Annotated in this window: 20 protein-coding genes and 1 tRNA gene; 9 read left to right on the plus strand and 12 right to left on the minus strand. The window is 67.9% G+C overall.

The features are described 5' to 3' along the window. Positions 1-91: 91 nt before the first annotated feature. The 3 genes from J3367_RS04540 to J3367_RS04550 form a co-directional block, all read right to left on the minus strand. Positions 92-2,050, minus strand: coding sequence for a TRAP transporter permease (locus tag J3367_RS04540; RefSeq protein WP_024351487.1), 1,959 nt, complete (start codon positions 2,048-2,050; stop codon positions 92-94). A 113-nt stretch (positions 2,051-2,163) separates the two neighbouring features. Then, positions 2,164-3,102: a TAXI family TRAP transporter solute-binding subunit gene (locus tag J3367_RS04545; RefSeq protein ID WP_024351486.1), complete on the minus strand. Its 939-nt coding sequence runs from the start codon at positions 3,100-3,102 to the stop codon at positions 2,164-2,166. Between the two features lie 43 nt (positions 3,103-3,145). Further along, positions 3,146-4,222 (minus strand): Ldh family oxidoreductase, encoded by a 1,077-nt coding sequence (locus J3367_RS04550; protein ID WP_024351485.1) that lies wholly within the window; start codon positions 4,220-4,222, stop codon positions 3,146-3,148. 214 nt (positions 4,223-4,436) lie between these two features. On the opposite strand from J3367_RS04550, the gene J3367_RS04555 reads away from it, so the two are divergent. From J3367_RS04555 to J3367_RS04585, 7 genes are all read left to right on the plus strand, one after another. Next, a complete protein-coding gene (locus tag J3367_RS04555; RefSeq protein ID WP_187390975.1) occupies positions 4,437-5,189 on the plus strand; it encodes an SDR family oxidoreductase in 753 nt (250 codons plus the stop codon). Between the two features lie 71 nt (positions 5,190-5,260). Then, complete coding sequence (locus J3367_RS04560) at positions 5,261-6,193, plus strand: dihydrodipicolinate synthase family protein (RefSeq protein ID WP_024351483.1); 933 nt, start codon at positions 5,261-5,263, stop codon at positions 6,191-6,193. Between the two features lie 287 nt (positions 6,194-6,480). Next, a complete protein-coding gene (locus tag J3367_RS04565) occupies positions 6,481-6,963 on the plus strand; it encodes a MarR family winged helix-turn-helix transcriptional regulator (protein ID WP_029703430.1) in 483 nt (160 codons plus the stop codon). A 14-nt stretch (positions 6,964-6,977) separates the two neighbouring features. Further along, positions 6,978-8,693: a thiamine pyrophosphate-requiring protein gene (locus J3367_RS04570; RefSeq protein WP_024351481.1), complete on the plus strand. Its 1,716-nt coding sequence runs from the start codon at positions 6,978-6,980 to the stop codon at positions 8,691-8,693. A 268-nt stretch (positions 8,694-8,961) separates the two neighbouring features. After that, positions 8,962-10,008 (plus strand): TRAP transporter substrate-binding protein, encoded by a 1,047-nt coding sequence (locus tag J3367_RS04575; protein ID WP_029703428.1) that lies wholly within the window; start codon positions 8,962-8,964, stop codon positions 10,006-10,008. A 35-nt stretch (positions 10,009-10,043) separates the two neighbouring features. Further along, complete coding sequence (locus tag J3367_RS04580) at positions 10,044-10,592, plus strand: TRAP transporter small permease subunit (RefSeq protein WP_244495436.1); 549 nt, start codon at positions 10,044-10,046, stop codon at positions 10,590-10,592. 6 nt (positions 10,593-10,598) lie between these two features. Then, on the plus strand, positions 10,599-11,921 hold the full coding sequence (locus J3367_RS04585) for a TRAP transporter large permease (protein ID WP_024351478.1): 1,323 nt from the start codon (positions 10,599-10,601) through the stop codon (positions 11,919-11,921). Positions 11,922-11,995: 74 nt separating this feature from the next. Here J3367_RS04585 and J3367_RS04590 read toward each other — a convergent pair whose 3' ends face one another. Further along, on the minus strand, positions 11,996-12,952 hold the full coding sequence (locus J3367_RS04590) for a fumarylacetoacetate hydrolase family protein (RefSeq protein ID WP_024351477.1): 957 nt from the start codon (positions 12,950-12,952) through the stop codon (positions 11,996-11,998). A 317-nt stretch (positions 12,953-13,269) separates the two neighbouring features. Here J3367_RS04590 and J3367_RS04595 point away from each other — a divergent pair, with 317 nt between their 5' ends. After that, positions 13,270-14,454 carry a pyridoxal phosphate-dependent aminotransferase gene (locus tag J3367_RS04595; RefSeq protein WP_024351476.1) on the plus strand — a complete coding sequence of 395 codons (1,185 nt, stop codon included), beginning with the start codon at positions 13,270-13,272 and terminating at the stop codon, positions 14,452-14,454. A gap of 102 nt (positions 14,455-14,556) precedes the next feature. Next, the gene (locus J3367_RS04600) at positions 14,557-14,775 is read left to right on the plus strand and encodes a hypothetical protein (RefSeq protein ID WP_024351475.1); all 219 of its coding nucleotides are present in this window, start codon (positions 14,557-14,559) and stop codon (positions 14,773-14,775) included. Positions 14,776-14,899: 124 nt separating this feature from the next. Here J3367_RS04600 and J3367_RS04605 read toward each other — a convergent pair whose 3' ends face one another. The 8 genes from J3367_RS04605 to J3367_RS04640 all read right to left on the minus strand — a co-directional run bounded on the left by J3367_RS04605 (position 14,900) and on the right by J3367_RS04640 (position 22,168). Further along, positions 14,900-15,883: an alpha/beta hydrolase gene (locus J3367_RS04605; protein WP_024351474.1), complete on the minus strand. Its 984-nt coding sequence runs from the start codon at positions 15,881-15,883 to the stop codon at positions 14,900-14,902. A gap of 94 nt (positions 15,884-15,977) precedes the next feature. Beyond that, on the minus strand, positions 15,978-16,925 hold the full coding sequence (locus tag J3367_RS04610; protein ID WP_024351473.1) for an ornithine cyclodeaminase family protein: 948 nt from the start codon (positions 16,923-16,925) through the stop codon (positions 15,978-15,980). Continuing rightward, positions 16,922-17,512, minus strand: a complete 591-nt coding sequence (locus tag J3367_RS04615; RefSeq protein ID WP_024351472.1) for a GNAT family N-acetyltransferase — start codon at positions 17,510-17,512, stop codon at positions 16,922-16,924. The genes J3367_RS04610 and J3367_RS04615 overlap by 4 nt, the downstream gene beginning before the upstream one ends. Before the next feature lie 5 nt (positions 17,513-17,517). After that, complete coding sequence (gene sseA, locus J3367_RS04620) at positions 17,518-18,363, minus strand: 3-mercaptopyruvate sulfurtransferase (protein WP_024351471.1); 846 nt, start codon at positions 18,361-18,363, stop codon at positions 17,518-17,520. Between the two features lie 100 nt (positions 18,364-18,463). After that, on the minus strand, positions 18,464-19,219 hold the full coding sequence (locus J3367_RS04625; protein WP_024351470.1) for an alanyl-tRNA editing protein: 756 nt from the start codon (positions 19,217-19,219) through the stop codon (positions 18,464-18,466). Positions 19,220-19,221: 2 nt separating this feature from the next. After that, complete coding sequence (locus J3367_RS04630) at positions 19,222-20,262, minus strand: cysteine synthase A (RefSeq protein WP_009209252.1); 1,041 nt, start codon at positions 20,260-20,262, stop codon at positions 19,222-19,224. A gap of 180 nt (positions 20,263-20,442) precedes the next feature. Then, positions 20,443-21,894, minus strand: a complete 1,452-nt coding sequence (locus tag J3367_RS04635; RefSeq protein WP_024351469.1) for a cryptochrome/photolyase family protein — start codon at positions 21,892-21,894, stop codon at positions 20,443-20,445. 198 nt (positions 21,895-22,092) lie between these two features. After that, positions 22,093-22,168, minus strand: a tRNA-Asn gene (locus J3367_RS04640). Between the last annotated feature and the right edge of the window lie 116 nt (positions 22,169-22,284).

Here is a 22,284-nt window from a genome sequence, read left to right on the forward strand (position 1 = left end):
CGGCATCGGCCGTCATGGACGGCCGGCGCCGAGGGAGGCGGTCCCCGGAGATGAAGAAAGGCGGGGCGCTCGGCGCCCCGCCTTTTTCGTGTCAGCCGTTGCGCGGATGGCTGCTGTGGGCCGAGGCCTCCAGCAGGTCGCCGGGCTCAATCGGCGCGTTCTCCGGCGCCTCCACATGGCCCGGATCGACCATCGGCCGGTTGCGCGGCACGAAGTCCGGCGCCGGCCAGCGCCAGTTGAGGAACAGGCCGAGCGCGCCGAGACCGGCACCGATCATGTCGGTCGTCAGGCCCGGCTTGATCAGCGTGAAGGCGGCGGCGATGTAGAGGAGCCGCGTCGGCCAGTTGGCCGGCTTCAGCAGATAGCCGGAGAGGCCGCCGGTGAGCAGCGTGACGCCGGTGATCGAGGTCACGACGGACACGGCCACCTTGTCCCAGTCGCCGATCAGGAGCAGCGACGGGCCGAAGACGAACATGAACGGGATGATGTAGCCCGTCAGCGCCAGCTTCACCGCCGCGATGCTGGTGTCCCAGACCGCCGAGCGACTGATGCCGCAGGCCGCATAGACGGCAATCGCCACCGGCGGGGTGATCGCCGACAGGATGGCGAAGTAGAGCACGAACATGTGCGCTGCCTCGACCGCCACGCCGAGCCGGACGAGAGCCGGCACGAGAAGCGCCACCTGGACGATGTAGGCCGGGGTCGTCGGCATGCCCATGCCCAGGACGATGCCGGCGACCATGGTCAGCAGCAGGGCCGGCAGCAGCATGTCCTGCGCCGCGGCGCGCACGATGCTGGTGAAGGTCAGGCCGAGCCCGGTCTGGGCGATGACACCGATGACGATGCCGGCGGTGGCGCAGGCCATGGCGACGATCACTGAGTTGATCGCGCCGGCCTCAAGGCCGTCGATCAGCTTGGCCATGGTGAATTCGCTGCGGGTGGTGCTGCGCATCAGGACGACCGGCACCACGGAGACGATGCCCATCAGTGCCGAGAAGGGCGCTGAGAAGCCGGACATCAGCGTGCCGATGATGATGAACAGCGGCAGGAACAGGTGGCCGCGCTCGCGCAGCACCTCGCCTACGCGGGGCAGATCGGCCTTGGGCAGACCCTTCAGGCCCTGTTTCTTGGCCTCGAAATGCACCGCGAGGAAGACCGCGAGATAGTAGAGGAGGGCGGGCAGCAGCGCGAAGGCCGCGACCTTCAGGTAGCTGACGCCGAGAAACTCGGCCATGACGAAGGCCGCGGCACCCATGATCGGCGGCATGATCTGGCCGCCGGTGGAGGCGACCGCCTCGACGGCGCCGGCGAAGTGCGGCGGATAGCCGATGCGCTTCATCAGCGGGATCGTGAAGGTACCGGTGGTCATCACGTTGGCGACGGCCGAGCCCGACACCGAGCCGAACAGGCCCGAGGTGACGACGGCGACCTTGGCTGGTCCGCCGGCCTGGCTGCCGGTCAGCGCCAGGGCGAAATCCATGAACAGCTTGCCGATGCCCAGCCGTTCGGCGAGGGCGCCGAAGATGACGAACAGCACGACATAGGTGGCCGAGACCTGCGCCGGGATGCCGAACAGGGCATCGGTCGTCATGTACTGGTATTCGAGCAGCCGGATCAGGTGGGTGTTGGTGAAGAACACCTGGTAGCCGAGGAAGATCAGCGCGGTGATCGGCAGGATCGGGCCGATGGCGCGGCGCGTGCCCTCCAGGACGACGACGATCATGAGGATCGCAAAGCTGATGTCGGTGGCCGAGACCGGGCCGACATAGGCCATGCGGGTGTTGAAATATTGCTGCTCGACGATCGGGTAGGCCGAGGCCGCGAGCGAGCCGACCAGGAACAGCCAGTCGAGCGGCGTCGGGGCCTTGCCCTGGCGCGAGGCGAACATCGGCAGCGACAGATAGGCCAGCACCAGCGCGAAGCCGAAATGGGTGGCCCGCAGGGTGAAGGCGTTGGGTGGCCCGAAATAGGCGACATAGAGGTGGAACAGGCTCATCGTCACCGCGACGACGGTGATCGTTCGCTTCAGCCAGACTTCGTGTCGTTCCATGTCACCCCCCGTGGACAGGCCGGATTGCCGACCCGTCGTCCGGCCGGCTCAAGCGCCCGCCGGTCACAAAAAGGCGTGCGGCCCCTCCCGAAGCCGCACGCCCGCCATCCTGCTTACATCTCGACGCCGTTGGCCTTGTAGAAGGCCTTGGCACCCTCGTGCATCGGCACGCCGACGTCCTGGGCCATCTCCTCGACGGTGATGTCCTTCATCGCGGCGGCGATGGCGGCGAGATCCTGGCGGTTCTCCCACATCTGGCCGAGAATGCCCTCGACGACGCCGGCATCGAGATCGCAGCGCGCGATCACGTGGGTGGCGTAGCCGACCGCGCTGACGTCCTCGTCCTGCCCCGGATAGGAGCCGGCCGGGATGGTCACGCCGGTGTAGCCCGGATTGATCTCGGCCTTCATCTTGGCGATGAAGTCGGCGTCCAGCGGCACCAGCTTGATCTCGGAGGAATTGGCGAGATCCATGATCGCCGAGGCCGGCACGGTGGTGCCGAGCGTGAAGATGTCGGAATTGTTGTCCTGCATCAGCGACACGCCATCCGAATAGGACACGTAGTCGACGGTCGACAGGTCGTCATAGGTCATGCCGGCGGCCTGCATCACGGCGCGGGTCACCTGCTCGGCGGTGTTGCCGACCGGCTGGGTGGCCAGACGCTTGCCGGCGAAATCCTCGACCTTCTCGATGCCGGTGCTGGCGGTCGTGACGATCTGGAAATACTGCGGATAGAGCGTCGCGAGGTTGCAGACATTGTCGGCTTCGCCTTCGAACGGCTCGCGTCCCTTGATGGCGTCGACCGTCGAGATGGAATTGGCGAAGCCGAGATCGGCAGCCCCGTTCTGGACGCCCTGGACGTTGGCGACGCCGCCGCCCGGCAGGACCTGGATCGCCACGCCGTCGGGCGCCATGCCCTGGATGGCGCCGCCCAGCGGATACCACGAACCGCCCTGCGGACCGGTCATGAACCGCAGCTGCTGTGCCTGTGCCGGCATGGTCATGGCGATGCCCGCCGCCGTGAGCGCGAGCGTCAGTAGGGTCTTCTTCATGTCTTTCTCCTCCCAGTTTATCTCCGCCCCGAGGGACGGTCGGTCACGTCGGCGCACTCTCCCGCTCGAACAGGAAGGCGGCGCCCGCCCGTTCGGCAATCTCGCGCAATTGCGCGGCGAGCTTCGCAGACAAGGGGATGCCGTGCGCCAGCCTGTCGGCCTCGCGGGCATATTCGGGGTCGCCGGCCACCATCACCGGATGGGCCGGATCGATCGGGTCGGTCGCACGCAGGCCGTCGACCATGCGGTCGAGGTCGTCCTCGAAGGCGGCGCGCGAGCCGCGGATCATCGCGGGATCGAGGGCCAGGATGAAATGGCCGACATCGTGCTTCTGGCCGGGGGCCCCGCGCAGCGGTGTCAGGGCGGCGCCGGACAGGACGCTGGACAGGACCTCGACCATGGTCGCCAGCCCATAGCCCTTGTGGCCGCCCAGCGGTGCCAGCAAGGGATCGAGCAGCGCGAGGTTGGGATCGCGCTGGGGTGTGCCCTGACGCGTCAGGGCCCAGCCTTCCGGCAGTTCGGTCTCGGCCCGCTGCGCCAGCTTGAGCTTGCCGATCGCCGCGGTGGAGGTCGCCATGTCGAGAAGGAAGGGCTGGCCGCGTGCCGAGGGGGCGGCGAAGGCGATGGGATTGGTGCCGAGCTTCGGCGCCAGCCCGCCTGTCGGCACGATGCCGGCCCGCCAGACCGACGAGGTCGAGATGCCGACGAGCCCACGTTCGGCAAGCCGCCGCACATAGACGCCGGCCGCGCCGTAATGGTTGGAATTGCGGATCGAGATGGCGGAGATGCCAAAGCGTCCGGCCCGCTCGGCGGCCATGTCCACGGCCATCATGCCGGGCACCTGGCCGAAGCCGGCGTCGCCGTCGATCAGCGCGACGGCGCCCATGTCGTGCACGACCTCGATATTCGGCGTCGCGGTGGCGCCGCCATTGCCGAGCTGCTGGTCGTAGAGCGGCAACAGGGTCAGGCCATGGGAATCGATACCCATGAGGTCGGCCGCGACCAGCACGTCGGCGGTGACCGCCGCATGCGCATCGCTCATGCCCCATGCGGACAGAATCGCCAGGGCCTGTCGCCGCCAGGTCGCGCTGTCGACCCTTTCGGCTGTCTCGGACTGCATGCCGTTTCCTCCGGCCGGTTCTTGCTGCGATCTTATGACAGGGCGATCGCTTGGGATGGACGCCATCATCCGCTGCCGACGTTGTCAAGCGGCATCGCGGCAGCGTATGGGAGCGGTGGCACCGACGAACGACCACACGTCGCCATGCTGCAATGGCGTTTCGCGGGGGCGAAACGCGACCAGGTCGTATGATGAATCAGGGGAGGTCGACGCGATGACGTCGCAGAACAAGATTGCCGTGGTAACCGGCGCAGGAACCGGCGTTGGCAAGGCCATCACCACGGCGCTGGTCGCCGACGGGTTCACGGTCGTGATGACCGGTCGCCGCCGCGAAGTGCTGGACGAGGCATCCAAGGCCATCGGCGAGGCGCAGACCGTCGTCGTGCCGGCTGACATTTCCGACAAGGCCTCCGTCACGGCGCTCTTCGCCGAGGTCGAGAAGCGCTTCGGCCGCCTCGACCTGCTGGTCAACAATGCCGGCGCCGGCTCGCCGGCCATCCCGATGGAAGAGCTCACCGCCGAGCAGTGGAACACGGTGGTCGGTGCGAATCTCACCGGCGCGTTCTTCTGCACGCAGGAAGCCTTCCGCATGATGAAGGCGCAGACGCCGCATGGCGGCCGCATCATCAACAACGGTTCGGTTTCCGCGACGACGCCGCGGCCGAATTCCTCGCCCTACACGGCGACCAAGCACGCCATCACCGGCCTGACCAAGGCAACCGCGCTGGACGGCCGGCCGTTCGACATCGCCTGCGGCCAGATCGACATCGGCAACGCCACCACCGAGATGACCGCGCGCATGTCGAAGGGCGTGCTGCAGGCGGACGGCACGACGGCGGTCGAGCCGACCATCGACGCCGGCCATATCGGCCGCGCCGTGGCGCACATGGCGAGCCTGCCGCTGGAGGCCAACGTCCTGACGATGACCGTCATGGCGACCCAGATGCCCTTCGTCGGTCGCGGCTGACGCTGCCGCACATCGTCCGTGCCAGACCGGCCCGGACGCCTTCGAGACTGACCAGCAGAGCAGGAAACACGATGACCGCATGTTCCGCCGTCCGGCCCTATCGCGGGGTCTATCCCGTCGCGCCGACCATTTTCACCGAGGACGGTGCGCCCGATCTCGACGGCCAGCGCCGGGCGCTCGACTTCATGATCGACGCCGGATCGACCGGCATCTGCATCCTGGCGAACTTTTCCGAGCAGTTCGTCCTGTCCGATGCCGAGCGCGACGAGCAGATGCATCTGGCGCTGGAGCATGTCGCCGGCCGGGTGCCGGTGATCGTGACCACCAGCCATTTCTCCACCGATGTGTGCGTCGCCCGCTGCAAGGCGGCGGAAGCCGCCGGTGCCGCCATGGTCATGGTGATGCCGCCCTATCACGGCGCGACCTTCCGGGTCGGCGAGAAGCAGGTCTTCGAATTCTTCAAGGCGCTGTCCGACGCGATCTCCATCCCGATCATGATCCAGGACGCGCCGGTCGCCGGCACGCCGCTGCCGCCGGCACTGCTCGCCCGCATGGCGGCCGAGATCGAGAACGTCTCCTATTTCAAGATCGAGACCGCCGGCGCCGCCTCCAAGCTGCGCGAGCTGATCGCGCTCGGCGGTGACGCGATCGAGGGTCCGTGGGACGGCGAGGAGGCGATCACGCTGATGGCCGATCTCGACGCCGGCGCCACCGGCGCCATGACCGGCGGCGGCTTTCCCGACGGCATCCGCCAGATCATCGATCCCTATTTCGCCGGCGATCGCGCAGCAGCCGTCGCGGCCTATGCGCGCTGGCTGCCGCTGATCAATTACGAGAACCGCCAGACCAGCTTCGCCACGGCGAAGATCCTGATGAAGGAAGGCGGCATCATTGCCTCCGACGCCGTGCGCAAGCCGATCGCCCCGGCGCATCCGGACACGCGCGCCGGTCTCCTGGAGCTCGCCCGCACGCTCGACCCGCTGGTCCTGCGCTGGGGCCGCTAGGCGGGTAAGCCTCGCCGTCGGCTGACGCCTGACCCGCGCGACGGGGAGGGCGGTCACCCGCTCATCGACGACACGACCGGCGGCCCGGGTGCTCTCCAGCGCCCGGGCCGTTCGTCATACCGGCACGGGAAATCGACCTGCGCGCCGACGCCCCCCTGCTTGTCGCTGCCCGAAACTGGTTTGTGATAAAACTAGTTGCGGCGGGTCTTTCTCTCGCCTAGCCTCCGGGCATGGTCGCCCTTGCGGCGGCCCGGACGGTGACGTCCGGCGGCCTTGGGAGGGGAAGCATGTCAGCGACACGACGGTCCGCGGAGCCGGACAGTCCTTTGCGCGGCGACGATCCGGTCCGCCGCGGTGCGCTGGACGATTACATCGCCTTTCATCTCCAGCTTGCCCAGAACGCCTCCTTCAAATCCTTCAAGCGCCATGCGGCGCAGGCCGATCTGCGGCCCGGCCATTTCGCCGTGCTCTCGCTGATCAACGACAATCCGGGCGTCACGCCGCTAGCGCTGAGCCGCGCGGCCGGTCGCGACAAGTCCACCCTGACGCCGGTGCTGCGCGATCTCGACCGGGCGATGCTGATCCGGCGCTGTCCGAGCACCGCCGATCGCCGCAGCCACGGTTTGCACCTGACCGACAAGGGCAGCGAGAAGCTGGCGCATCTGGCCGAATGCGCCGCCCGTCACGACCGGGAACTGGACGCCATCGTCGGGGCGGGCAAGCCCGCGCTTCTCGACATGCTGCGCCGCCTCATCGCTGCGCTGGATTGAGAGGAACGTCGCCGATGTACACCGCCAGCACCGCCTTTCTCGAAGCCCTGATGGAAGCGGGGGTCACCCATCTCTTCGTCAATTTCGGCAGCGACCATCCCGGCCTGATCGAGGCGATCGCCGAGGCGCGTGCCAAGGGTCGTTCGGTGCCCCGCGTCATCACCTGTCCGAACGAGATGGCCGGGATGAGCGCGGCGCAGGGATTCGCGCAGGTCTCCGGACAGGCGCAGGCGGTCATCGTGCATGTCGAATGCGGCACCCAGGCGCTGGCCGGCGCGGTGCACAACGCCGCCAGGGGCCGCGTGCCCATGCTGATCTTCGCCGGCGCCTCGCCCTTCACCCAGGAAGGCGAGCTGCGCGGCAGCCGCAACGAATTCATCCAGTGGATCCAGGATGTCCACGACCAGCGCGGCATCGTGCGCGGCTACATGAAATACGACAACGAGGTGCGCACCGGGCGCAACGTCAAGCAGCTCGTCCACAGGGCCATGCAGTTCGCCGGCTCCGAACCCCGCGGCCCGGTCTATCTGATGGGCGCGCGCGAGGTGATGGAGGAGGAACTCGCCGAGCCGGTGACGATCGATCCCGGCCAGTGGCGCGCGCTGGCTCCCGCCGCACTGCCCGAGGCGGCGGTCGGCACCATCCTCGACGCGGTCGCGGAAGCCCAGCGGCCGCTGGTGGTGACCTCCTATGTCGGACGCAATCCTGAGGCGGTGCCCGAGCTCGTCCGCTTCTGCGAACGCCTCGGCATCGGCGTTCTGGAATCGGTGCCGAACGCCATGAACTTTCCGCACGACCATCCGCTCTATCGCGGCAACCAGTGGAACGAGCCGCGCCAGAACGCGGCGCTGGCCGAAGCCGACTGCGTCATCGTCATCGACAGCGACGTGCCGTGGATCCCGACCATCAGCAAGCCGGCGGCGGATGCGACGATCATCCATCTCGACGTCGATCCGCTGAAGGCGGCGATGCCGCTCTGGTATATCGGCGCGCGCCACGCCTTCCGCACCGATGCCGCGACGGCGCTCGCGCAGCTCAATGCCGGGCTCGACGCACGGCAGCCGGCGCCCGAGATCGTCGATCGACGCAGCCGCCATCACGCCGCCGCGAGCGCAGCCCGGCGCGAGGGCCTGATCGCGCTCGAAGCCGGCGCGCCGGACGCGATCACGCCGGAATTCGCCACGGCCTGCGTGCGCCGGCACATCGACGCCGACACCATCGTCCTCAATGAGGGCATCACCAATTACCCGGTAATCTTCAACCACATGCGAATGACCGCGCCGGGCTCGATCTTCACCTCCGGCGGGGGCTCGCTCGGCTGGAACGGCGGCGCGGCCATCGGCGCCAAGCTCGCGGCCCCGGAGAAGACCATCGTCGCGATGACCGGCGACGGGTCCTACATGTTCTCGGTGCCGTCCAGCGTGCACTGGATGGCCGCCAAATACGGCACCCCGTTCGTGCAGATCGTCTACAACAACCGGGGCTGGAAGGCGCCGCGCTTCTCGGCGATGGGCGTCCATCCCGACGGCTATGCCAGCCGGGCCGACGATCTGGACATCGGCTTCGACCCGCCGCCACGCTATGCCGACATCGCCGCGGCGGCCGGCGGCGCCCATGCGCGCCGGGTCGAGCGGCCGGACGAGATGGAGGCGGCAGTGGCCGAGGCGTTCGACATGGTGCGCAACCAGGGACGCTCGGCGGTTCTCGACGTCTGGCTGGCATCCGCATGAGGATCGCCGGGATCGCGATCGACCGGGCGCATGCGGGCCGGGATGGCCGGCACCGCTTGCCGTCCAGCGGTTCTCCGACGATGGTCGCATGGCGATGGGGAAGGGATGGCTAAGCCCCGCGCGGCGTGACAATCTAGTTGGAAGCAAAACGAGTTTGCCGGCACTGCCGGAGGTCGAACGAGGTGAGCGGGAGGCGGCGGGAGACGATCCGCACCCGGTACCGGAGCACCCGACGGTGTCGCCCGGAACAAGCGAAGAGGAGGACGCGATGTTGAGGATGAAGAGACGGCAGTTCCTGGCGGCGACGGCGGGCGTGCTTGCGGCCCCCGCGCTGATGCGCAAGAGCTGGGCGGCCGAGCCCGAAGTGACGCTGAAGCTGCATCACTTCCTTGGCCCCAAGGCGCCGGCGCACAGCCAGATGCTGGAGCCCTGGGCCCAGTCGATCGAGGCCGATTCCGGCGGCCGGGTGAAGATCGAGATCTACCCCTCGATGACACTTGGCGGCGCGCCGCCGCAGCTTTTCCGGCAGGTCGCCGACGGCGTCGTCGACATCGTGTGGACGGTGAACGGCTATACGCCGGGCCTCTTCCCGCGCTCGGAAGTGTTCGAGCTGCCGACCATCTTCACCAACGACATCGCCGCGGCCAATCTGGCGATGCGCGAGATGTATGACGAATATCTGGCGCCCGAATACGAGCCGGTGCATCTCCTGTTCAATCACGTCCATGCCGGACAGGCGATCCAGATGGCCAACAGCCCGGTGCGCACGGTCGCCGATACCCAGGGCAAGAAGCTGCGCGTGCCGGGCCCGACCGGCAACGACGTCGTCACCGCGATGGGCGCGACCCCGGTCACCATGCCGGTGCCGGACCTGCCGCAGGCGCTGTCGACAAACGCCGTCGACGGGGCGCTGATCCCCTGGGAGATCATTCCGCCGCTGAAGCTGCAGGAGGTCACCCAGTACCAGATCGAGGGACCGGACAAGAACCGGTTCGGCACGACCACCTTCCAGGTCTCGATGAACAAGGGTCGCTGGGAAGCGCTGCCGGACGATCTGAAGGCGGTGTTCGACAAGAACTCCGATGAGGCGTTCCTGCGCAAGGTCGCCGAGATCTGGCGCGGTGCCGACGATCACGGCATCAAGGTCGCGGTCGACGCCGGCAACGAGCACATCCAGCTCACCGCCGAGGAGATGCAGACCTTCAACGACGCGCTCGGACCGGTCGTCGACAAATGGCAGGCCGACCACACCGACTTCGATTCCGCGGCCCTCGTGGCGGCGGCGCGGGCGGCCATGGACAAGCACAAGTCCTGATGGTCCGCGACGAGACAAACCGCGGCGGGGCAGTCATGCCCCGCCGCACCGGCTGGCTGGCCGCCGGCGTCCGGCTGGTCGCACGCCTCGTGCGCTACTGGGCGCTGGCCGGCGGCATTCTTCTGACCGGGCTGGCCGTGATGACGGCGCTCAGCGCCGGCTCGAACATCGCCTTCTCGGTGCCGTTTCCGGCCGACCACGAACTGGTCAAGCATTTCGTCGCCATCGTCATCTTCATGTTCCTGCCGTACTGCCAGCTCGCCGGCGCGAACGTGACGGTGGACATCTTCACCGAAGGCATGAGCGCGGGCGCGAAGGCGGCGATGGCGCTGTTCTCCGCGATTTTCGCGGCGGCCTTCGCGCTGCTGCTCCTGCGCCAGATGTCCTACGGCTTCGGCAGCTACATCCAGTATCCGGAGGTCACGCCGGTGCTGAAGCTGCCGCTGTGGACCGCCTTTCCGCCCATCCTCCTGTCGCTCGCGCTGCTGTTCCTCGCGGCCGTGGTGACGATCCTCGACGGGGTCGCCGGCATGCGCGGCCAGCCGAAATGGACCGAGGACACTCCTGCGACAGCGAGCGAGTAGACCACGATGATCGACCCGTTCCTGCTCGGCATTCTCGGGCTTTTGCTGCTGTTGTTCCTGATCGCCGTGCGGGTGCCCATCGCCTACACGATGATCCTGGTGGGCATGGCCGGCACGGCGATCCAGTCGGGCTCGACAGTGCTCCTGTACCAGCTCAAGGACCTCGCCTACGCGCAGTTCTCGAACTACGATCTGTCGGTGCTGCCGATGTTCATCCTGATGGGTGGGCTGGCGTCGCGCTGCGGCCTCTCGCGCGATCTCTTCCGTGCCGCCAATGCCTGGCTCGGGCGCTTCCATGGCGGTGTCGCCATGGCGGCGGTCGCGGCCTGCGCCGGCTTCGGCGCGTTGTCCGGCTCGTCCACAGCGACGGCCTCGACCATGGGGCAGGTCGCGCTGCCGGAACTGCGCCGCTACAAGTTCTCGCCGTCGCTCGCCACCGGCACGATCGCCGCCGGCGGCACGCTCGGCATCCTGATCCCGCCCTCGGTCGTGCTCATCGTCTACGCCATCATCGTGGAGACCAACATCGTCACGATGTTCGCCGCCGCGCTGATCCCGGGCATCCTGGCGATGCTGATGTTCATGGCGACGATCGCCATCTATGTCCGCTTCGTCCCCGGCTCGGGTCCGGTGGGTGAGGCGGTGCCGCGCCAGGAACTGGTCGCGGCGAGCATCGCGGTGATCCCGGTCGCCATCATCTTCGGCGTGGTCATTGGCGGCATCTATGCCGGCGTCTACAGCCCGACGGCGGCGGCCGCGATCGGCGTCTTTCTCGTCGGCATCTACGGCTTCGGACTCGGACGGCTGAACTGGGGCAGCTTCGTCGAGGCGCTGCTGGAGACGGCGCGCACCAGCGGCATGATTTTCCTGATCCTCTTGGGCGCCGAACTCCTGAAGATCTTCATGGCCCGGGCCGGCGTGCCGCAGGCCGCCGCCGGCTTCCTGCAGGAGAGCGGCCTCGCGCCATTCCAGATCCTTGCCCTGATCATCGTGGCGTTCCTGATCTTCGGCTGCCTGATGGACAGCCTGTCCATGGTGATTCTGGCGATCCCGTTCTTCTGGCCCGTCGTCGCCGGGCTGGATTTCGGGCTCGGCCCCGAGGAGACCAAGATCTGGTTCGGCATCATCATCCTGGTGGTGGTGGAACTCGGATTGATCACGCCACCGGTGGGGCTGAACGTCTTCATCATCAACTCGCTCGCCCCGGACGTGCCGATGCGCGAGACCTTCAAGGGCGTGATGCCGTTCTTCGGATCGGAAATCGTGCGGGTGCTGCTGCTGATCGCCTTCCCGGCGATCTCGCTACTGCTGCCGCGCCTGCTGCAATAGGCAGAGCTGACGGCTGCGGGGACGGGCGAGCAGTCGCGTTCCCGACCGAGCCGGGAACGCGTGCCGTCGGTTGGTCAGGCGCTTTCGACGCTCTGCTCGATGGCGCCGAAGATCGAATGCCGGCGCTCGTCCAGCATCTCGATGCGGACGGTGTCGCCGAAGCCGAGAAACGGCGTGTCCGGATCGCCACCGCCGGCTGCCTCGGCGCGGCGAAGGCCGGCGAGGCTGGAATGGCCGGAACCGCCCGCCTCGATCGAGGCGCCCTGGCCGCCTTCCGGCTGGTCGGCGACCGCGCCCGAGCCGACGATCGTGCCGGCCGCCAGCCGGCGGGTCCGCGCTGCCCCAGCGATCAGCGCCGGGAAATCGAAACGCGTGCCGATGCCCGCATCGACCCGGCCCAGCGGCTTGCCGTTCAGGTCGACGCAGAGCGTGCCGCTGAGCCGGCCGCCGTCCCATGCGTCGCCGAGTTCGTCCGGCGTCACGGCGACGGGGGAGAAGGCCGGGCTCGCCGTGCCAGGACGCCCATCGGTCCCCACGGGTGAATCGGGCGAGCCGCGCAGCGCGACGGCATTGACCAGCATGACCAGACGGATCGCCTCACGTGCTTCCGCGGGCCCCGCGCCCATCGGCACGTCCCCGGTGATCACCGCGATGCCGCCGGCCAGATCGATGCCCCATGCCTCGTCGGCGGCGAGGATCGGCTCGCGCGGGCCGAGGATCGCATCCGACGCGCCCTGGTGGAGCGCTGGCCCGTCATCGGGCCCGGCAGCCTCCGTCGCCGCCTCGATCCATTGACAGGCGCGGGGCAGGGGGCTGGCCGCATCGTGCTCGTGGAAACGTTCGGCCGGCACCGCCCCGGTTTCGAGGCTCTGGGCTAGCGTCGCCAGATGCGGCGCGACGCGCGCCCAGTCGTCAAGCGCCGCCTGCAGGGTCCGGGCGAGGAACGCGGCGTCGGTCATCTGCGTGAGATCGCGCGAGACGACGACGAGGCGGCCATCGCGGCTGCCATCCTTGATGGTTGCAAGTTTCATGCGTCGGGGATCCTCCTCAAGAGGCTGCCGCAGCACCTGCTCCGGCAAGCCGGCCGGTTCCCGGACTCCACCTGCCGGGCCCTGGCGACGTCAAGCCTAGCACGCATGCGGGAATGTGGGGCGGGTTTCGCGTCGGCTCCCTACCGGTCTCAACCGGGCGCCGAGCGCGGCCGGCGGCGGGACGGCGGGGGCGGCCGAACTCGACAGCGGACGGGGGATGCCATACGGATCGCCCATCGGCTTTGCGCCGCGAAACCCCGACGAGCCACGGATCCGCGTGCGTCCCTTCAGATGCCCGGGCCTTTCGAGAGACGAACATGCTGCATACGGTTTCCGCCTTCGACCGCATCGGCGAGGAGAACGCCTTCGCGGTGCTCGCACGTGCCACCGCCCTTGCCAATTCGGGCCGCGACATCATCAATCTGGGCATCGGCCAGCCGGATTTCCGTACGCCGGAGCACATCGTCGAGGCGGCCATCAAGGCGCTGCGCGACGGCCATCACGGCTACACGCCGGCCAATGGCCTGATCGCGACCCGCGAGGCCGTGGTGCGGCGGACGCTGGCGACGACCGGCATCGAGGTCTCGCCGGAATCGGTGATGATCCTGCCGGGCGGCAAGCCGACCATGTATGCGGCGATCCTGATGTTCGGCGAGCCGGGGGCCGAGATCCTCTATCCCGATCCGGGCTTTCCGATCTATCGCTCGATGATCGAGTTCACCGGCGCGACGCCGGTGCCGGTGCCGGTGCGCGAGGAGAACGGCTTCGCCTTCTCGGCCGAGGAGACGCTGTCCCTGATCACGCCGAAGACGCGGCTCCTGATCCTCAACTCGCCGGCCAACCCGACCGGCGGCGTGACCCCGCGCGCCGAGATCGAGAAGCTGGTGAAGGGCCTCGCCGACCATCCGGACGTGGCGATCATGTCGGACGAGATCTACGACGTGATGACCTATGACGGCGAGGCGCATTGCTCGCTCCTGACCTTCCCGGAGATTCGCGACCGGCTGATCGTCCTGAATGGCTGGTCGAAGACCTGGGCGATGACCGGCTGGCGCATGGGCTGGTCGATCTGGCCCGATGTGCTGATGGACAAGATCCGCAAGCTGGCGGTCAATTGCTGGTCCTGCGTCAACGCCCCGAGCCAGTTCGCCGGCATCGCCGCGATCGACGGGCCGCAGGACGACGTCGAGACGATGATGCGGGCTTTCGACCGGCGCCGCAAGGTGGTGGTAGAGGGCCTGAACGCGCTGCCGGGCGTCTCCTGCGCGACGCCCAAGGGCGCGTTCTACGCCTTCCCGAACATCTCGCAGACCGGCTGGAAGGCCAAGAAGCTGGCCTCGGCCCTTCTGGAGGAGGCCGGCGTCGCGCTGATCGGCGGGCCGGATTTCGGCATTCTTGGCGAGGGCTATGTGCGGCTGTCCTACGCCAATTCGGAGGAGAACATCGTGCGGGCGCTCGAGCGCGTCGACGGGTTCCTGCGCTCGCATTCGGCGCCTGCCTGACAGCGGCGGACCATGGATATGCCGGGAAATCCGGGTGCGGTGGTTTAACTCTCGGGCCGACTGATTAGGTTGGAGAGCTTACCCCGAACACCAGGAGACGGCATGTCCGATCAGAACGACAACGAGAACGGCATCCAGGGTGTCATGGTGGAGAAGCTGGAGGGCGTTTCGCAGCTCCCCGACGGCAATGTCGCCCTGATCATCCGCAATGGCGACGCGCCCATTGGCCTCGTCTTCACGCCCCAGGACGCGCAGGACGCGGCGAAGCTTCTGGCTTCGGTGCATCCCGAAGACGGCGCACCGAACGGCGACGCCGCCTGAGGCAGGATCTATCGATGGCGGGTGGCGCGCAGCCATCCGCCATTTTTCGTTTCGGGCGGTCTGTTGGCCGTGACGACCGGCAACGCCGCGTTCGCGCCAACGCCCGCCCGGTGGCGGCCCGAGATCAGTCGGTCGGAGGCAGGGCCTCGGCCCAGGAGACGATCCGAGCGGCGAGGTCGTCGGTGGTCTGCGGCGACACGATATCACCCGCCAGGACGTGGCTCGCCGGATCGCCGCTCGCCGGCACCTCCACCACTTCGCGCGGACCCTGCCAGCGTTCCATGACCGCCTCCGTCGCGGCGGGATCGACGATCCGGTCGTTCGGCGAAAACAGCGTGAGGACCGGAAGCGCGATGCCGGAGATGTCGGCCCGCAGGGTTTCGCGCACCAGCGCCGCCATCGGGACCAGCGCGCCGATGGGATAGCGCGTCGTCCAGTTCTCCGCCTGCGGATCGTTCAGCGGATCGAAGCCGCGGGTCTCGCCGCCGACCAGCGGCAGGAGATCGCGCGCCCAGGGCAGGTCCAGCGCAAAGGCCCAGCGGTCGAGCAGGCCGAAATTCGGCGAGATCAGCACCAGTCCCGCCACATCCTCCATCAGGCCCGGCTGCGTCGCCCCGAAGGTGGCCAGCGTGCCGCCGGTCGAGGTGCCGATGACGATGACCCGGTTGCCGATCTCGCGGCCGATGGCGACCGCTTCGGCCAGATCGTTGAGCCAGGCGTTGACGTCGGCCTGTTCCATCGCGGCGCCGTCGCGGCCATGGCCGGTAAGGCGGGTGTAGAAGAGGTTCGCGCCCAAGGATGCCGCGACCTTGTCGGCGAGCGGCCGGGTCTCTCCCTTGGCGGCGGAGAAGCCGTGCGCATAGACGATCGAGACCGGCGTGCGGGCGCGCGAGGCCGGATAGGCCCAGACGATCTCCTTCTGCGCGTTCGGGCGCAGATTGGGAATGTCCGCCTCGGTGCGCGCGAGGTAGGCGTCGGCATCGGCGCCGATGGCGGCGGGATCGAAGCGGATCGTCGTTTCCACCGGTTCGCGCGGTCCGAACAGCCAGACGGCTGCACCGGCCAGCAGCAGGACGATAACGAGAGCGATAAGCGTTTTCCAGAGCAAGGGCAGCGTCCGTTCGGCGGTGGCAGGCGTGGCTTCGTCTATCGCGTCTGGTGCCGGCGTGAAACCGTCGGGATCGTCGCTCCCGTGCCGGCGTTCAGCCGCGGCTGTCGCCGGCTTCGACCAGCCGCCGGATCAGCGCGCCGACCATCAGGTCGAGATGGGCACCGCCGCCATTCTTGTAGGCGGTGATGGCGTCGGGCGAGGACCGGCCGGCGGTTCCGGCGCACAAATCGTGCAGGTCGCCCAGGACGTCGTCGGCGGTGATGGTGCCGGCGTCGAGCGGGATCTGGATCTCGCCGATATGGCCGAAGGTCGTGCGGCGGGAATCGACGAAGAGTTCGGCGCGCTGGAGCAGCGTGTCGTCGGCCTCGCGCATGTCGGGCCGGAAGGCGCCGATCAGATCGACATGGGTGCCGGGGCTCAGCCACTCGCCCTTCAGGAACGGCTCTTTCGACAGGGTGGCGGTGGAGACGATGTCGGCGGCAGCGACCGCCTCGGCCAGCTCGGTCGCGACCGTCACCGGAATGGCGTTATCGGCGTATTCCGCCGCAAGCGCCTCGGCCTTGTCGGTGCTGCGGTTCCACAGGATGATTTGCTCGAGGTCGGGAAAGAGCTCGCCATAGGCCGGAATCAGCGTGCGGGCGACCGTGCCGGCGCCGCAGATCAACAGCCGCCGCGAACCGGGGCGGGCCAGCAGCCTGGCGCCGAGGACGGAATCGCCGGCGGTCTTCCATTTGGTAACGAGGATGCCGTCGACGAGAGCCGTGGGCGCGCCGCTGTCCTCGTCAAAAAGCAGCATGCCGCCCTGCACGGACGGCAGCGGCGGGTCGCGGCGCGGATTGTCCGGATAGACGGTCACCGATTTCAGCGCGATGCCGAGGCCTTCGATCCAGGCGCCGCGATTGAGCAGGCTGCGCCCATCGCGCGACAGCAGCATGTCGCCGATCTCGGCCTGCGGCAGGCGATGCGCCTCGCGGATCGCCTCGGTCACCGCCGTCCAGGTCAGGAGATGATCCGCCTCTGCGCTGCCAATGATCCTCATCGCGGCGCGTCCCCGGCGACCATGCTGGTGGGGGCCGGCGTGTGGTGCTCCCTTGCCAGCGCCTCGACCGATTCTATCGCCGGCGTCTGGACCATCCGCGTCGCATAGGGCGTAAAGCCGTGCTTGCGGTACAGCGGCAGGGCGGCGGGATGATCGAGCGTGTTGGTCTCGATGGTCAGGCGTTCGGCGCCTTCCGAAAAGCCGGTGACGATTGCCTTGGACACCAGATGATCGGCAAGGCCGCGACCGCGAAAGGCCGGCATGATGCCGAGATGGACGATGCGGGCCGATTTCAGCGACCGGCGCATTTCCAGTTCGAACCAGCCGGCGACGATGTCGTCGGCCAGGAGCACGAAGATGCGGGTCGCCTCGTCGTGGATTTCCCGGTCGAGGCGGTCGTCCGGCAGGATCCGCGACGTCCAGTGATGCGGGTCGCCGACGCTGCGATAAAGCGTGCGATAGGCATCGAGCGCAATGTCGCGGATTTCGCGAAAGCTCAACTCCGTGTCGGAAGCGGGCGGCGAGGCCACCCGCTCGGGCGGCTGACGCAGTTCCAGGCTGGTGACCGTGGTCGTCAACAGGCGCATGGGGATCACGGTCCGGTCACGACCGGTGTGTCGGTCGCGCCGCCCCATTCCGTCCAGGAGCCGTCATAGAGCCGGTGCTGCCTGCTGCCGAGGGTTTCCAGCGCCAGGTTGAGCACGGCGGCGGTCACGCCCGAGCCGCAGCTCGTCACCACCGGAGCATCGGGATCGACGCCTGCCGCGGCGAAGGCGGCGCGCAGTTCCTCGGGCGATTTCAGCCGGCCGTTCTCGGCAAGCTGCAGGAAGGGCAGGTTGCGGGCGCCGGGCATGTGGCCGGCGCGAACGCCCGGGCGCGGCTCGGCGGCTTCGCCGGCAAAGCGGTCGGCCGGGCGCGCATCCACCACCTGCAGCGCGCCGTCGTCGACGATCCGGCGCATCTCGTCGAGGGTCGCGACGGCATCGGCGTCGAAGCTGGCCTCGAAGGTCGCGGGCTCGGGCGAGACCTTGCCGGTTTCGACCGGGTGATTGCCGGCCCGCCAGGCCGGAAAGCCGCCGTCGAGAATGCGCACGTCCTTTGCGCCATAGGTCCGGAACATCCACCAGACGCGCGGCGCGGAAAACAGGCCCATGCCGTCATAGACGACGATGGTGTCGGTCTCGCGGATGCCGAGCCTGCCGACGGCTGCGCCGAAATCGGCGGCCGAGGGCAAGGTGTGCGGCAGCGACGAGGCCGGATCGACGATCGCGTCCTGATCGAAGAACACCGCGCCGGGAATGTGGGCTGTCTCGAATTCGGGCTCGGCCAGACGCTTCTGCGCCGGCAGATACCAGGAGGCGTCGACGACCGAGAGCCCCGGCTTGCCGAGATGGCCGGCGAGCTCGTCGGGAGAGATCAGGAAGGGGTTCTGGCTCATGCGCCGCCTCGATCATGCACTGGTGCCACGGAGTGCCGCGGCCAACGGATGGCGCAGTAGATCGCACCCGTTCCCGTCGCGGCAAGGGCAGTTACGGGTTTCAGGCGGGCAGGGGGCCGAAGCGGATGCGGAAGCGCCGGTTGACCTTGCCCTTCTTCTCGATCTTGCCGATGTGGATCTCGCCGACTTCGCCGGTTTCCAGGACATGGGTGCCGCCGCAGGGCTGGGTGTCCACCGACCCTTCGTCGCCGACGCAGACCAGGCGGATCCGCCCGGTGCCGCGGGGCGGCTTGACGTTGGCCGACTTCACCAGGCCCGGATTGGCGTCGAGTTCGGCATCGCTGATCCAGCGGGTGAAGACCGGATGGTTGGCCTCCACCAGTTCCATCAGGCCGGCGGTGACCTCGGCCTTGTCCGGCGCGCCGTCGGGAATGTCGAAATCGACCCGGCTCTCGTCCTCGCCGACCGCCGCGCCGGTGATCGGAAACGGACAGACGACCGTCAGGAGATGGCAGGCCGTGTGCATGCGCATCAGCTTGTAGCGGCGCTTCCAGTCGACATGCAGCACCAGGGTCTCGCCGGGCTGCGGCAGGGTCGGCTCGTCCTCGACCAGCATCAGGATGGTGGACTTGTCGGCGGCGTAGACCGTGTCGACGATCTTCACCTGGCGGCCGTCGGCCGTCTCGACGAAACCGGTATCGCCCGGCTGGCCGCCACCGGCCGCGAAGAAATTGGTGCGCGCGAAGACGAGGCCGGGGCGCCCGTCGGCGGTGGTCTCGACGCGCAGCAGTTCGGCTTCCATCGTCGATAGATAGGAATCGTCCTGGTAGACGCGCTCGGTTCCGGCCTCGGACATGGTCAGTCCACCGGCTCGAAGGGCACGTCGAATTGCGGCGTGCGCTCGATCCACTGCGGCACCGGCAGGCCCTTGTCGCGCAGGAAGGCCGGGTTGAACATCTTCGACTGGTAGCGATTGCCGTAGTCGCACAGGATGGTCACGATGGTGTGGCCGGGGCCCATCTCCTTCGCCATGCGGATGGCGCCGGCGATGTTGATGCCCGACGAGCCGCCAAGGCAGAGCCCTTCCTCGGTGATCAGGTCGAAGACGATGCGCAGGGCCTCGTCATCGGGGATCTGGTAGGCGAAGTCCGGCTCGAAGCCTTCAAGATTGGCGGTGATGCGGCCCTGGCCGATGCCCTCGGTGATGGACGAGCCTTCCGACTTGAACTCGCCGGTCGTGTAGTAGCTGTAGAGCGCTGCGCCCATCGGATCGGCGATACCGAACTTGATCTGACCGGAGCGGCGCTTCAGGCCCATGGCGGTGCCGGCGAGAGTGCCGCCGGTGCCGACGGCGCAGATGAAGCCGTCGATCTCGCCGCCGGTGCCGTGCCAGATCTCCTCGGCGGTGGTGACCACATGGCCGTCGCGATTGGCGAGATTGTCGAACTGGTTCGCCCAGATCGCGCCCTGCGGATGGGTCCTGGCCAGCTGTTCGGCGAGGCGGCCGGAGACCTTCACGTAATTGTTCGGGTTCTTGTAGGGGACCGCCGGCACTTCGATGAGCTCGGCGCCCATCAGGCGCAGCGCGTCCTTCTTTTCCTCGCTCTGGGTCTCGGGGATGACGATCACAGTGCGATAGCCGAGCGCGTCGGCGACCAGCGACAGGCCGATGCCCGTATTGCCCGCGGTGCCTTCGACGATGATGCCGCCGGGCTCCAGGAGACCCTTCTCCTCGGCGTCGCGGATGATGAACAGCCCGGCGCGGTCCTTGACCGACTGGCCGGGGTTCAGGAATTCGGCCTTGCCGTAGATCTCGCAGCCCGTCGCTTCCGATGCCTTGTGCAGTCGGATGAGCGGCGTGTTGCCGATGGCGTCGAGGACGGAATTGTATCGGGACATCTGGGACCTGATTGGCGGGATGCGGAATGCTGCCGCGAAACTATGACCGGTGGGTGGGGGTGGCAAGGCAATGATTGCCGTGACGGGAAACTTGTCTGCCGCCGCGCACCGGGAATCACTGGCCGCCTGCCGAGGCGGCGACCGAATCGGTAACGGCGGGGACGGCGGCGTCCGGTCGGCTCAGCCCTTCACTTCGCCATAGGCGTCGAGCGCCCGCTTGCGCGCCGTCCCGTGGTCGACGATCGGCTTCGGATAGGTCTTGCCCAGTTCCACCCCGGCCTCGGCCAGGGTGTCGGCATCGGCCTCCCAGGGCGCGTGCAGGGCCTTGTCCGGCAGATCGGCGAGTTCGGGCACGAAACGGCGAATATAGTCGCCGTCGCCATCGAAGCGCTGGCTCTGTGTGACCGGATTGAAGACCCGAAAATAGGGCTGGGCGTCGGCGCCGCTGCCGCCGATCCACTGCCACTGGGCGGTGTTCGAGGCGATGTCGCCATCGACCAGCGTATCCCAGAACCAGCGCTCGCCCTCGCGCCAGTCGATCAGCAGGTCCTTGGTGAGGAAGGAGCCGACGATCATCCGCACGCGGTTGTGCATCCAGCCGCATTCCCAGAGCTGGCGCATGCCGGCATCGACGATGGGGTAGCCGGTGAGGCCCTTCTGCCAGGCCCGCAGCTCGGACTCGGCGCTGCGCCAGGGGAAGGCGTCGAAACGCTCATTGTAGTTCTGCGTCGCGAGCGGCCCGAAATTGTGGAGCAGGTGATAGTTGAAGTCGCGCCAGACCAGTTCCTTCTTGAAGGTCTTCAGCGCGTCGCCCGGAATGGTCTTGCGCCGGTTCGCATAGGCTTCCGCCGTGTGCCAGAGCCGATAGGGCGAGATTTCGCCCCAGCGCAGATGCGGCGACATGCGCGAGGTGGCGTCGTCCCCCGGACGGTCCCGCCCGTTAGGATAATCGTCCAGCCATTCGTCGCAGAATTCCTCAAAGCGCTCATGCGCGGCGGCTTCGCCGACCTCCCAGAACGCGGCGATGCCGCCGGACCAGTCAGGGCGCGTCGGTAGCAGGCCCCAGTCCTCCAGCCTGTCCGAGCGGGGCTGATCGTCGAGCGCTGCGAGCTTGTCCGGCGGGTCGATCGGATCGCGGGGTTCGCGCTCGGCGAGGTTCTTCCAGAACGGCGTATAGACCTTGTACCAGCCGCCGGTCTTGGTGCGCACCTTGTCGGGGTCGTGCAGGATGTTGGCGGTGAAGCGCTGCACCTCGACATCGCCGCCCAGCGCCTGCTCGACGGCGTCATCGACGGCGCGCGAGGCCTGGTCGTAGCGCCGGTTCATCAGAAGCGTCGTGGCGCCGGTCGATTCGACGATGTCGACGACATGGTCGCGCGCCTTGCCGCGGCGCAGGATCAACGGCGCCCCCTTGTCGGCGAGATCCTTGCCGAAGCGCTTCAGCGAATGATGCAGCCACCATTTGTGCGCCCCGCCCAGGGGCCGCACGCCGTCGCTCTCCTCGTCGAGAACAACAAGCGGCACGACCGGGCGTCCGCTGTCGGCGGCTTCGGCCAGGGCCGGGTTGTCGTCGAGCCTGAGATCGTCCCGAAGCCAGACGACGATCGGTTCGATCTGTGATGTCTGCGTCATGAATGCTGCCTACGCTTGTCCCGACGTGATCCGGTCGGCCCGGTATGGGGCACCATGTGTCGCGAAAGCGCGGAGAGGCGAGGGCGGTGCGACCAAACGGGCCGAATCGCGGCAGCGCGTGTTGCGTCCGGCAGAAGGCAAACAGGGCGCTGAAACGAAGAAAGCCGCCGGTCGCGAGACCGACGGCTTTCAAGAAACTGGCTCCCCGAGCAGGGCTCGAACCTGCGACAATTCGATTAACAGTCGAACGCTCTACCAACTGAGCTATCGGGGAATGACGCGTCCAACGCGTTGGCGTGCCTATAGCAAAGCGATTGCGCATTTGCCAACCCGTCCGGGCAAAAAAACGCATCGCAGCATGGCGGAAAAACCGACAGGGCGGCAAAGGCT

Origin of the sequence: Aurantimonas sp. NFXS3 (genome assembly GCF_049132005.1) — a bacterium.
In the GTDB taxonomy this organism is placed as follows: Bacteria; Pseudomonadota; Alphaproteobacteria; order Rhizobiales; family Rhizobiaceae; genus Aurantimonas; species Aurantimonas coralicida.